Source organism: Glaciibacter kafniensis (assembly GCF_039538945.1).
GTDB classification, from domain to species: Bacteria; Actinomycetota; Actinomycetes; order Actinomycetales; family Microbacteriaceae; genus Cryobacterium; species Cryobacterium kafniensis.
In genome coordinates, this window is the sequence record NZ_BAABCN010000008.1 from 1 (window position 1) to 12,576 (window position 12,576).

Consider the following 12,576-nt stretch of genomic DNA (forward strand, 5'->3'; position numbering starts at 1 on the left):
CCAAGCATTGGGCTACCTGACACCGGCCGAGAAACTCGCCGAGCTTCGACCTATGGCAGCATAGAAAATCATCCACAGGACACTGACCGGAATCCCTGGGTCGGCCCAGGCGGCCGAGAGCGGCGTGTCGCAGAATCTCCTTCTTTGCGTGCGCATACCGTGGACGAGCAAAAAGCGGTCCCGGAGGAGGCGGGTTGCGCTACGCTGACTCTCGTTTCTGGCATCACCGCCCTGCCCCGCTCCCACGACTGGACGACTGGAAGGAACGCAATGACGCGAGCTCTTGTCATCATCGATATTCAGCAGGACTACTTTCCGGGCGGCGCCAACCCGCTGGTCGGGCCAGAGGCGGCGGCAGATGCCGCGGCCCGGCTGCTCGCGCACTTCAGAGCACGGGGTGAGCCGGTCATTCACATCCAGCACATCTGGGATGCGCCCGACGCGACATTCATGCGCCCCGGCACGCCCGGCTTCGAGATTCATCCCCTCGTCGCGCCGCTGCCCGGCGAAAGCCTGGTGCAGAAGGAAGCTCCGAATGCCTTTCTCGGCACCGATCTTGAGAAGCAGCTGCGGGATGCCGAGCTCAGCGACCTCGTCGTCGTCGGCATGATGAGCAGCATGTGCGTCGACGCCACGGTGCGTGCCGCGGCTGACCTCGGATTCGGCGTCACTGTCGCTCACGACGCCTGTGCGGCACCGAACCTTGAGTTCAACGGAGCCGCACTCCCCGGCGAGCTCGTGCATGCATCGTTCATGGCCGCTTTGGCCGACGGCTACGCCCAGGTCGTCAGCAGCCGCGAACTCATCGAACGCAGCTGAGGCCGCGCCGATGACCATTTCTCGCCGGTCTTATTCCGAAACCTTGCCATCTATCGCCAAGTTGGCGGCGCTATCATTGCCAGCAATGTCGACTCCACTGCCAGCGCTGCGCCCCGCTCCTCGCCGCGGCCGCCCGATAGATGTTGCTCTGGGCGAGCGAGTATTCAAAGCCGTCCTTGAGCAGCTGAGCACCGTCGGCTATCCACGGCTCGAGATTGAAACTGTTGCCGCAGATGCCGGGTGCTCGAAAACAACGATCTATCGGCGGTGGGGAACAAAGCCACATCTGGTGGCCGCCGCGATCGCCTCGGAGTATGTCGGCCAAAGCTCCTCCGTGATCGACAACGGAAACCTGCTTGACGATCTTGTTGAGCATGTGCGGGTCGGCCCGTCGTTTCTGAAGTACGGACGGCTGGCCCCGGTGGCCTGGACCGCCATGCTTGAACCTGAGGTCGCCGAGTTTTTGCGGGAAGAAGTGCTGAACGGACGCGACGCGATCGCCGAGGTGATCTTTGATCGTGCGATCGAGCGCGGCGAGCTGCCGGCTGATGCCGACAGCCGCACCATTCTGCACACCGCACTCGGGCTCGGACTCTACGAGCGCTATCTGGCCGGCTCATCGCTCGTCGAGGCCACCCTGCGGCAGGTCATCGCGGCGCTGATCGCAACCCCGCCGCGCCTGGCGGCACCGCTCGCTGCCGAGGAAGCGTAGCGCGCCGGCGTCCTGCGTGCGAGCGCCCATCGCCGCGTCCGTTGGTCGAGCGTGTCGAGACCTCGTAGGCCAGCCCTCACACGCGACCCAGGTCCGGAGATCGGCTCGCCCGGTCTCGAGCTTCCGGGCCGCTGCGCGGCATGGTGGTGGACGAATATCACCATTTCGTTGGTCGAGGAGCGAGCGCCAGCGAGTCTCGAGACCTCGCGAGCCGACGTTCAAACGCAACTCGAGTTCAAGGATTGGCTCGCGAGATCTCGAGCTGTGGCGCCGCTGCGCTGCATTGTGGTGGACGAATTGGACCATTTCGTTGGTCGAGGAGGCCGCCCGCGGCCGTCTCGAGACCCGGTGAGCCGACGTTCAAACGCAACCCAAGTCAAGAGATCGGCTCGCCGGGTCTCGAGACGCGCGCTCCTTCGTCGCGTGCTCCTCGACCAACGAAATGGCCCATATACCTAATAGACGCGTGCTCGCAAGCTCGCGCGCTCCTCGATCAACGAAACGGTCATATACCTCATAGACGCGCGCTCCTGCGTCGCGTGCTCCTCGATCAACGAAAACGGTGTCGCTGCGCTCGCTCGTTCCTCGACCAACGAGACTGCGATGAGCCTCGACCGCTTGCGGCGGCGCAGCCGGTGCGCATCCGTCAGAATTGACCCAATCGACCGATCATCTGCAAGGAGAACCATGGCCTCGTCAACGCGTCAGAACATTTCATCAGGCTCCGCCTACGAGCCGATCCTCGGCTATTCCCGCGCCGTGCGCGTGGGCAACCAGGTCTTCGTTTCGGGCACCACCGCCGGCTCGCCCGATGGCCCGGTCGGCGGGGCGGATGCCGCGGCCCAGGCTCGCGAGGTCTTCGTGCGCATCGAGGCGGCACTGACCGAAGCCGGCGCGACGTTCGCCGATGTCGTGCGCACTCGCGTCTACCTCACCGACATCGCTGATTTCGATGCCGTCGGTGCCGTGCATGGCGAGATCTTCGGCGAGATCCGCCCGTCGATCGTCATTCTCGCGGTGGCCGCACTCGCCGCTGACAACCTGCTGGTCGAGATCGAACTCGACGCGATCCTCGGAGCGTAACGGCCGCATCAAAAACCGTTCACATTGCGCAATTGTCACCGGAGACCGCACCGATTGTGCGGTCTCAGGTGACAATTGCGGTTTCTGCGATCAGCACGGGTGAGGCTGCGAGTCCGTGATTCGCGCTCGCCACTGTCGCGCGCCCTAGATCTCCGGCAGAAAGGCCCGCCAGGCCCGCCGACGCTCACCGCGCGGATCGGACTCCACCCGGTCGACGGCGTCGATGATCAGGGTCAGCCGGTTGTCCTCGGTATAGATCGGCCAGCTTGCGTCGACGATGCCGGTGCAGGCGAAACGCAACCAGTGCCGTCGCATCCGTTCGCCGGCTCGCAGAAACGGTTCGCGTCCACCGAGCGCCGTCATGGTGCGGGAGGCCGCGGTGGTCGTGCGGTCGAACAGTGCGAGCATTTCGATGCCGTGGGTGGCGTCGAGCCCGAGCAGCCGCATCAGACGGGGAGCGACGTCGAACCGGTAGGCGTGTACCGGTGCAAAGCGTGAGTGGTAATCGCAGACGGTGACGCTCGGAAACCAGAACGCCGAATCTCCGGCGAAGTCCACGGCCGGCCGAGTGGCGGGCAGCCCACGGTAGGCGTCGCGCAGCGCCTCGCGGGCGGCGGGAGGGCCCTGCTGAAACAGCGGGCGGATGCGCCCACGCGTGCTCGGCAGTATCTCGACACGACCGCGAAAAGCCGACCCCTCGCGTTGGTTGGTACCGATTATCAGTGGCACCCGGTGCGCGCGTCCGGCCTTGAAGGCGGCGAGAGGGCGTTCGGGTAGAAAATCGCCATCGACGACGGGGGCGAGACAGAAGGTTCCCGGGTAGTCGTCTGGCACCCGCAGTTGCAGGGCGAGCGATGCGGCCAGCAGGGCGTCGACATCCGCGGCCAGCAGCAGCTCGCCATCGGGCAGCCCGACGATCGGCGGAGCAATCGGTGCGCTGGCGGCCAGCCGGCCCGCAAGCAGCCGGCCCGGAAGCGCGGTGGGCGCGGCTGCGGGGGAGGCCAGATTCGCCCGCAGAAGCGCCACATATTCCTCGGCCCAGGAGTCCGCGAGCTCGCGAGAGTAGACGGCGTTCGATGGCGGGCTTTGTGCGATGGCGCGGGTGAACAGTCCGGCGGCGGCCGGGGTCGCCATCAGCGTGGTGACGGCGTTGCCGCCCGCCGACTCACCGAAGAGCGTCACATTGTTCGGGTCTCCGCCAAACGCACGGATGTTGTCACGCACCCAGGCCAGCGCCGCCACCTGGTCGCGCAGGCCGAGATTGCTGTCGATCGGGTGCTCGGGGGTGGAGTAGCGGTCGAAATGGAGATAGCCGAGCGGGCCGAGACGGTAGTTGAAGCTGACGTAGACGACCCGGCCGGTCTGCACGAAGCCGACGCCTTGGCCGGAGAAGTCCTGGGAGGATCCGGTGCTGTAGCCGCCCCCGTGAATGTTGACCATCACCGGCAGCCCGAGCCGTCTGCGCCGACCGGTGGCGGCCGCCGACAAGACGTTGATGGTGAGGCAGTCTTCGCCCGCCGGCAGCCGGGGGTCAACGCCCTTGAACTGACCCCGATACAACTGGGCGGCGACGTTGCCGTAGCGGGAGGCGTCGCGCACGCCCTCCCATGGAGGGGCCGGCTGTGGGGCTCGAAAGCGCAGCGGGCCGACCGGAGGAGCCGCGTAGGGAATGCCGCGCCAGGCGAGCAACCCACCCTCGCGCACGCCGCGCACGATGCCTCCGCGCAGCCGAACGTCGAGCGGGTGCTTCGCCGACAGACGAGCGGATGTCAGGGGCACCGTCGGGCCGATGGTCACCGGGTGCCTGCACTACCGATACTCGGGGTTCGGTTCGAACCCGAAACGCTCGCCGTTGTCCCACTCCCGTCGGAGGTTTCCGTAGGCGGGAATGCCTCCGTTGCTTTTCAGGAGCGCGGCCATATGCATCAGGTTCCAGGTCATGAACGTGGTGTTGCGGTTGGTGAAATCGTTCTCGGGGCCGCCGGAACCGGGGTCGAGGTAGCTCGGGCCCGGCCCGATCGCGCCGATCCAGCCGGCGTCGGCGGCGGGCGGAATCGTGTAGCCGATGTGTTGCAGGCTATAAAGCAGGTTCGACGCACAGTGTTTGACGCCGTCTTCGTTGCCGGTGATGATTGCCCCGCCGGCCTTTCCGTAGTAGACGTACTGTCCGGCTTCGTTGAAGAGGCCGGACATGGCGTAGAGCCGCTCCACGACGCGCTTGGTGACTGAGCCGTTGTCGCCGAGCCAAATCGGTCCGGCGAGCACCAGGATGTCGGCGGCCCGCACCGATTCAAACAGCCCTGGCCAGGCATCCGTCTCCCAGCCGTGCTCGGTCATATCGGGATAGACGCCCGTGGCGATGTCGTGATCGATGGCCCGGATGCTGTCCACCTGCAGGCCCTGAGCCCGCATCAACGCGGCGCTCAGGTCGACGATGCCCTGGGTGTTGCTGACTTCGGGGGAGCGCTTGAGGGTGCAGTTGATGAAGAGGGCGCGCAGCCCTGCGTAGTTGAAACCGTTCTGGTTGAAACCGTTCTGGTCGAAAACGTTCGGGATGCTGCCGGTGGTGCCCATGACGCCAGCTAAGCACCGGCGCCGAACACTGGCTAGAGGCTTGATTGCACCGCGGTTTGCCGTCGCACTCTTCACCGCAGTCTTCTCCTCGGCACTGCGAGAGAGTTAACTAAGCGAGTGACTCCCCTCCAGCGCCGGATCCTGACCGTCGCCATCCTCGCCTCCTTCGTCGCGTTTCTCGACGGATCGATCATCAACGTCGCCCTGCCGGCAATCGAGGAGGAATTGGGCGGCGGCCTGCCGTTGCAGCAATGGGTCGTCGACGGCTATCTGCTCAGCCTCGGCGCGCTCATCCTGATCGCGGGGTCGCTCTCCGACACTTTTGGGCGCATCCGGGTCATGCGGATCGGGCTGATCTGGTTCGGCATCATGTCGCTGGCCTGCGCGCTGGCCCCGACGGGGATCGTGCTCGTCATCGCTCGTATTCTGCAGGGGGTGGCCGCGGCGTTGCTGGTGCCGAGTTCGCTCGCGTTGATCACCTCGAACTTCAGCGGGGTCGCCCGCGGCAAGGCGATCGGGGCCTGGACGGGACTGACCGGCATCGCCGGAATCGCCGGGCCGCTGCTCGGCGGGGTGCTCGTCGACACCCTGAGCTGGCGCTACGTGTTTGCGATCAACGTGATTCCGATCGCCGTGACGCTGATCATTCTGGCGAAGATCACCGAGCCGGCCCGCACGACTCCGGCGCCGCCCATCGACGTGCTGGGCGCCTGCCTGGCGGCGGTCGGCCTGGGCGGTCCGGTCTACGCGCTGATCGAGCAGGGCCGTGTTGGGTGGGACAACCCTCAGGTGTACCTGCCCCTGGTGATTGGGCTGGCCTCCTTCGCTGCGTTCCTCTGGTGGGAGGCGCGCGCGGCGCATCCGATGATGCCACTCGGGCTGTTTCGGGTGCGCAATTTCTGGGTCGGAAACCTGGCGACGGCCGGCATCTATGCGGCCCTGAGCCTTGGTCCGTTTGTGCTCGTGCTCTACCTGCAGGAAGTCGGGGGCTACTCCGCCACCGCGGCCGGCCTTGCGAGCGTTCCGGCAACGATCATGATGCTGGCCTTCGCCACCCTGTTCGGGTCGCTCGCCGCCAAACACGGCCCGCGCCTGTTCATGACCATCGGCCCGTTCGTCGCCAGTGCCGGGTTTCTCTTTCTGACGACGGCCGTGCCGCCGATCGACTTCTGGCTGCACGTCGTGCCGGGGGTCATTCTGCTCGGATTGGGGCTCGCCATCACTGTTGCGCCGCTGACCGCCGCCGTGCTGGGGGCGATCAGCTCGGACCAGGCCGGCATCGGGTCGGCCATTAACAACGCGGTGGCGCGGGTCGCCGGCTTGATCGCCATCGCGATGACCGGAGCGATCATCGGCGAGACGCTCGACATCGCCGGGTTCCAGCGGGCGATGGCTGTCGTCGCCGTGCTCATGTTCGCCGGCGGCGTCGTATCGTGGCTCGGCATCCGCACGCCCCGTGCGCAAACGGATGCCGCAGTGCCCGAAACGCTCACACCTCCCGTTAACCCGGTGCGAGTGAGGAAACCCGATGGAGCATCCTGAGATTTTCGAACCAGACGATCCGATTGTGCAGAGCGTGCGGGAGATCTGATTGGCGCTTCCCGAGTCGAGTGAAGTGCCGTCGTGGGGTCGGCCCAGTTTTCGGGTGGGCTCGGGAGCCGGGTCGCGCATCTTCGCCGTCGTCGGAACGCACCCCAATCTGCCGCATACCCTGGTTTTCAAGCCCGATATCGAGGAGCGACGCGCCCTGATCGAAGATGCACGTTTTTTCAGTCCGCCCTATGCCGGAGCCGGCGGATGGCTCGCGATCGGCATAGATCCGCCGAAAATCGACTGGGTTGAGCTCGCCGAATTGATCGAAACGTCATACCGGCAGGTCGCTTTGAAACGTCAGGTGGCCCTGTTGGGCACGAGGCCCTCCAGATAGCTGATATAGTTTTCAAGTTGCCTCCGAGCGTTCCGCTCGACAGGAAACATGCGCCCGTAGCTCAACGGATAGAGCATCTGACTACGGATCAGAAGGTTGGGGGTTCGAATCCCTCCGGGCGCACAGTGTTGAAAAAGGCCTCGTCTTCGGACGGGGCCTTTTCTGTTTGTCCGGTGATCGAGCGTGTCGAGATCCGATGGGTCATTCTCGAAACTCGACATCGGTGATCGAGCCCACTGCACAGCCCCGTTGTGGGGGCGACGTTCGGGGCTTTGTGTAGACCTAGGTCCATTGTCTCCGAGGCGGTCGCGTCGTTAGCCTCGAAAGCGGCTTGCCCGCCGAAGGAGAAATGACACAGTGACGCTTACACATTTAACGACGAATATTGACCCACCACGTCGCTCGCTGCGACGGATGATCGCGGCGGTGAGCACAACGGCCGCGCTGCTCGCGGTGGGCTTCATCGTCGCGCCGGTGGCACCGGCATCCGCCGACGCACTGGTCAATAGCCCCGCCGGTCTGGCTGCCGAATTCACCACGGGTGGAACCGTCACGCTCGATACGAACATTGACGTGTCAGCGACGGATGCGCCAATCATCGTCGGTGCCGCGAGCGTCACTCTCGACCTCGCCGGCCACCAGCTTTCGATTGTGGCAAAGACGGGTTACGCAGGTATCGGTGTGCCCGCGGGCGCCAACCTCACGGTTTCTGACAGCGCGGGCGGCGGCTCCCTTATCGCCACCGCCGGCGCGGGGGGCGGCGCCGGAATCGGCGGAAACGCGATCAGCGCTAATTCCGGCAACATCACAATCACGGGCGGCACGGTGACAGCCCAGGGCTCGACAAACGGCGCCGGAATCGGTGGCGCGTCCGGTGGCTCTGCCATCGGAACCATCACGATTACCGGGGGGACAGTAGCCGCGCTCGCAGGCGCCAGCAGCGGCCAAGGCGCCGGAATCGGCGGGGGATACTCGGGTAACGGCGGACCTGTCAACATCTCCGGCGGCACCGTCGAGGCGATCGGCGGGCTCTTCGGTTCGGGCATCGGCGGCGGCTACGGCGGCGCAGGCGGGGCAGTGACAATTGGGAACGATGCCGTTGTCACCGCCTACGGAGTGCAGAACGTCGTCGGCGCGGGCCGCAGCGGGACCGGATTCGGCTCACTGTCGAACGCGGGCACCTTGATTTTCACGGGCGCCACGCTTACCATTCCGGCCGGAATCACCGTTGTCAACAGCGGCGTCATCCGAAATCAGGGTGCCCTCACCGTGAACGGTGTGCTCGAGAACACGGGAAGCATTATCCTCACAGCCGTGGACTTCGAGCCCATTGTTACTCACCCCGAGAACATCACGGAACACAACTATGTAGTGACGTTCAACGCGGCCCCCGCTGCCGAAAGCAGCAAGCGTGTTTTCGCGACGAGTCTCACGGATGCGGAAATTGCGCTGCCCGTTGCGACTCGGGTCGGGTACTCCTTCACCGGTTGGTTCACCACTGCCAGCGGCAGCACGGCATGGACGGCTGATTCGACGATCTCTGGTGACGTCACGGTGTACGCGCAGTGGACAGCTGACCCGCGCACGGTGAGCTTTGACGCGCAGGGCGGTTCGACGGTTGCCCCCATCACAACCGGCTACGGCAGTGCGATTACCACTCCGACGGTGCCGACTCTCACGGGTCACACCTTCGCCGGGTGGTACACCACGGCGACGAGTGGCGGCAGCGCCTGGAACTTTGCAACCGGGGTCACGGAGAATATCACTCTGTACGCACGCTGGACAGCAGACCCGCGCACGGTGAGTTTTGACGCGCAGGGCGGCACGACGGTTGACCCCATCGTGACCAGCTACGGCAGCGTCATCGCTGCTCCGACGATTCCGACTTTCACGGGGCACACCTTCGCCGGGTGGTACACCACGGCGGCGAGTGCCGGCAGCGCCTGGAACTTCGGCGCCCCGGTCACCGAGAACGTCACGGTGTACGCGCGCTGGACAGCAGACCCGCGCACTGTGAGTTTTGACGCGCAGGGCGGCACGACGGTTTCCCCCATCGTGACCAGCTACGGCAGCGTCATCGCTGCTCCGACGATTCCGACTTTCACGGGGCACACCTTCGCCGGGTGGTACACCACGGCGACGAGTGGCGGCAGCGCCTGGAACTTTGCTGACGGGGTCACGGCTAGCATCACTCTGTACGCACGCTGGACCGCAGACCTGCGCATCGTCACGTTCGATGTTCAGGGCGGCACGGCGGTCGACTCGTACACGACCGAGTACGGCACTGTCGTCGCTGCTCCGGCGGCGCCGACTCGCACCGGCCATACTTTCGTCGATTGGTTCACCGCGGCGAGTGGCGGCAGCGCGTGGAACTTTGCTGACGCGGTCACGGAGAGCGTCACGGTATACGCGCAGTGGACTACTGACCCGCGCACGCTGAGCTTTGACGCGCGGGGCGGCACGGCGGTTGACTCCATCACGACCAGCTACGGCAGTGCGATTGCCGCTCCGACGGCGCCGACCCGCACCGGCTACACATTCGCCGGGTGGTTCACCGCGGCGAGTGGCGGCAGCGCTTGGGACTTCAGCGCGCTTGTTACCGCGAACGCCACTGTCTACGCGCAGTGGAGATCAAACGCGACCGCGGCTCCGGCAACGGGGGAGACGCTTCGGATGATCAGCACTGAACCGACGACAACTCGCCAGGATATTGACACCACGAACGCCCAATCGAGCAACCCGGTCTCGCTGACGGGGCTCAGCCCGGTTTTCGGCGAGGGAAGCGATTTCTCCCCCGTGACTCATCGCGAATACCTTGTCACCAGTGACGCCGATCCGCTGGAGTCATCTTCGCTGAAGGTGTTGAATTCGCTCACCGGAGCGGTCGAAGCGACTGTGCCACTCGTGAACCCCGCCAGCTTCATCGATGCGGCCAGGTATTACGACCTCGATATTGACGCCAACGGCCTCGCACACATCCTCGTGAGCGAGAATGGAACCGGAGTCGTCTCCCTCGCCACAGTCGATCTGACAACCGGCGTCGTCACTCTGGTCGGAGCGATCACCGGTGATATCGAAGGCGAACTGATGGGTCTCGCCTCGAGCCCCAGTGGGGTGTTCTACGCGACGGACAGGTACAAGGTGTTCACGCTCGCGGTGACCGCGGGCGGCGTGACGGCCACCACGGTCGGTGGCCTCTTCAGCAACCGCGACAACGTCGCAGTGAACGCAGACTTCGACAGCAACGGCGTGCTCTGGTTGAACACCTACAACGACTCAATGGTCACGGATCTCTGGAGTTACGACATCACCAAGCAGGGCACGCCCGCATTCCACGTGGGTGAATTCTCGTCGACTGCGAGCACCATCTACTTTGTGACCCCGCTTGATCCGACTACGACACTCTCCGCCACGACGGTTACCGCCTGTGGCCAGGTCACAGTCACGGGTGAGAACTTCGCGCCGAATGCGCCGGTAAAGGTCACGTTGAGCCCGGCTACGTCTTTGGGCTCCGCTACGGCGACTGCGGCCGGTGCGGTGTTGTTCTCGGCGACGATCCCGGCCGGTACGGCTGCCGGTGCACACACGATCACCCTGACGGATGCCGCCGCTCAGGTCACCGCCAGCGCGACGATCACCGTTGCCGGCACCTCCTGTGAGTCTGAGGAGCCGGTTGTGGATCCGCCGGTTGTGGACCCACCGGTTGTGGATCCGCCGGTTGTGGACCCGCCCGTCGTTGTGCCGCCGGTTGTCGACCCGCCCGTCGTGGTGCCGCCGGCTGTGAACCCGCCCGTGGTCGTGCCGCCAATTGTCGGCAAGCCCACCGCCACTGGCGTTGTCCAGAACTTGGCCGGGACTGGTGTGGATGCCGGCCTCGTCGGAGCCGCTGCTGCGCTGCTGCTCAGCGCCGGTCTTGCGGGTCTGGTGTTGGCCAGACGCCGGCGAGCGACCAGCTAGTCGCTGCAGAACCCCGGTCAGGCGAAAGCCTGACCGGGGTTCTCTCGTTTTCTGGTGAGTCGAGCTTCCGGAGGATGCCGCTGATCGCGACCTGATTCTGACCAACGTCAGTGTGTACTGGCTCACCAACACTGCCGCATCCTCGGCTCGCCTCTACAAGGAGGGGCGCGTGAGTTGGGGGCAACCGGCGAAGCGATCCGAGGTGCCGTCTGGTGTGGCAGTATTTCCCGGCGATGTCGGCGTTCGAGCCATCGCCGAGCGGGAGAACAACGTGGTGCATCGGTCGGAGTTCGAGAGCGGTGGTCACTTCCCGGCTCTGGAGGTGCCTGACCTGCTCGTCGGCGACGTGCGCACCTTCTTCCGCGGTCTGCGGGAGCGGTTCGGGCGATCAGGCGCCCCCGTGTTCAAGACCGGTCTTTCCTCGCGCGACCGCCAGACGGCGACGCATACCACGCGACCTGACGGCAGGGACAAATGTGCGACGAATGCGCAGCACCACGACCAGGGCAACGACCGCGAGAGATGTCAGCAGGATGACGAGCCCCGGAGAGATCCCCCACGCCACGGCCGTCGATTCGACCGTCGACACCGTCGGCACACCGTCTGCGTTCGTGACGATCCCGTTGGTGACGGCCTGCGGGGCCACCTGGCTGGTCACGGTCACGACCGGCCACCACGACGCCACGCCGTCGACCGCGGCAGCGACCGCGACGCTGTCGCCGGGCAGTACCTCGCGCACGTCCGCGAATGCGGCGCCTTCGTCGGGGGAGGAGACGAGCTCGGTGCGCCCGATGCCGAGTGGGCCGTCGACCCGCACCAGCTGCCGCGCTGTCAAGGCCATGTTGCCTGTGTTTGACACGGCGTAGCCGACCGCCACGGTACCCGGCTCCCACGGCCAGAAGCTCGGGGAGTAGGCGACCGTCGGCTTGGCGACCGTGAGCGTCGGATTCAGGTCGCCGGCCACACGAACGGAGACCCGGGTGGCATAGCGCATGTTGACGGCGATGCCGCGATCACCAGTGGTCGCGAGCACGGTGAGCAGCGCTCCCGAGTGATCGCCGGGCAGCGCGTCGGCCGGCACGGCAACGCTGAACGCGACCCTCGTCTGCTGCCCAGGGTCGATCGTGATCTCTCCTGCCGCCGGGGTGATCCAGGTTCCGAGGTCGGCAGAACCGGTCGTTTCGGTGACGAGGTCGATGCGACCCGCGTCGGTGGTGAAGGCATCCGCTCCGCTCACGGCGAGTGTCAGCGGGGCGACACCTGAATTGCGCACGAGCACGGCGTCGTCAACGTGTGCACCCGGCTCAAGCTCGTAGGCAAAGTTGCTCCTTTCGACGCCGCTGCTGGCCAGTACCGGCGTGACGCTCCAGGCGGTGTCGGATGCCGTCGCCGCCGGCTCGTTCGCATGGGCAACCTGCGGGAGAAGCCCGATTGAGCTGAGTGAGATCAGGATGGCTGCAATGGTGCCACGCGTTCGACGGGACGACATGTCTTCTGCTTTCTG

Annotated in this window: 9 protein-coding genes and 1 tRNA gene; 7 read left to right on the forward strand and 3 right to left on the reverse strand. The window is 65.5% G+C overall.

The window, feature by feature from the left end; translation table 11 throughout:
• Positions 1 to 270: 270 nt before the first annotated feature.
• The 3 genes from ABD791_RS13310 to ABD791_RS13320 all read left to right on the forward strand — a co-directional run bounded on the left by ABD791_RS13310 (position 271) and on the right by ABD791_RS13320 (position 2,614).
• Positions 271 to 819 carry a cysteine hydrolase family protein gene (locus ABD791_RS13310; RefSeq protein ID WP_345067503.1) on the forward strand — a complete coding sequence of 183 codons (549 nt, stop codon included), beginning with the start codon at positions 271 to 273 and terminating at the stop codon, positions 817 to 819.
• Between the two features lie 85 nt (positions 820 to 904).
• On the forward strand, positions 905 to 1,531 hold the full coding sequence (locus ABD791_RS13315) for a TetR-like C-terminal domain-containing protein (protein ID WP_345067506.1): 627 nt from the start codon (positions 905 to 907) through the stop codon (positions 1,529 to 1,531).
• 687 nt (positions 1,532 to 2,218) lie between these two features.
• Entirely contained in the window at positions 2,219 to 2,614 is a 396-nt protein-coding gene (locus ABD791_RS13320; RefSeq protein WP_345067509.1) for a RidA family protein, read from the forward strand.
• A 144-nt stretch (positions 2,615 to 2,758) separates the two neighbouring features.
• Here the strand turns inward: ABD791_RS13320 and ABD791_RS13325 are convergent, their stop codons facing one another.
• The gene (locus ABD791_RS13325) at positions 2,759 to 4,411 is read right to left on the reverse strand and encodes a carboxylesterase/lipase family protein (protein WP_345067512.1); all 1,653 of its coding nucleotides are present in this window, start codon (positions 4,409 to 4,411) and stop codon (positions 2,759 to 2,761) included.
• 12 nt (positions 4,412 to 4,423) lie between these two features.
• Positions 4,424 to 5,188 (reverse strand): flavodoxin family protein, encoded by a 765-nt coding sequence (locus tag ABD791_RS13330; protein WP_345067515.1) that lies wholly within the window; start codon positions 5,186 to 5,188, stop codon positions 4,424 to 4,426.
• Between the two features lie 117 nt (positions 5,189 to 5,305).
• On the opposite strand from ABD791_RS13330, the gene ABD791_RS13335 reads away from it, so the two are divergent.
• The 4 genes from ABD791_RS13335 to ABD791_RS13350 all read left to right on the forward strand — a co-directional run bounded on the left by ABD791_RS13335 (position 5,306) and on the right by ABD791_RS13350 (position 11,072).
• Positions 5,306 to 6,730, forward strand: coding sequence for an MFS transporter (locus tag ABD791_RS13335; protein WP_345067517.1), 1,425 nt, complete (start codon positions 5,306 to 5,308; stop codon positions 6,728 to 6,730).
• 49 nt (positions 6,731 to 6,779) lie between these two features.
• Positions 6,780 to 7,115 carry an MmcQ/YjbR family DNA-binding protein gene (locus ABD791_RS13340; protein ID WP_345067520.1) on the forward strand — a complete coding sequence of 112 codons (336 nt, stop codon included), beginning with the start codon at positions 6,780 to 6,782 and terminating at the stop codon, positions 7,113 to 7,115.
• Between the two features lie 50 nt (positions 7,116 to 7,165).
• A tRNA-Arg gene (locus ABD791_RS13345) sits at positions 7,166 to 7,238 on the forward strand.
• 303 nt (positions 7,239 to 7,541) lie between these two features.
• Complete coding sequence (locus tag ABD791_RS13350) at positions 7,542 to 11,072, forward strand: InlB B-repeat-containing protein (protein WP_345067522.1); 3,531 nt, start codon at positions 7,542 to 7,544, stop codon at positions 11,070 to 11,072.
• Between the two features lie 388 nt (positions 11,073 to 11,460).
• On the opposite strand, the gene ABD791_RS13355 is transcribed toward ABD791_RS13350, so the two are convergent.
• Positions 11,461 to 12,561 carry a WxL protein peptidoglycan domain-containing protein gene (locus ABD791_RS13355; RefSeq protein ID WP_345067525.1) on the reverse strand — a complete coding sequence of 367 codons (1,101 nt, stop codon included), beginning with the start codon at positions 12,559 to 12,561 and terminating at the stop codon, positions 11,461 to 11,463.
• Between the last annotated feature and the right edge of the window lie 15 nt (positions 12,562 to 12,576).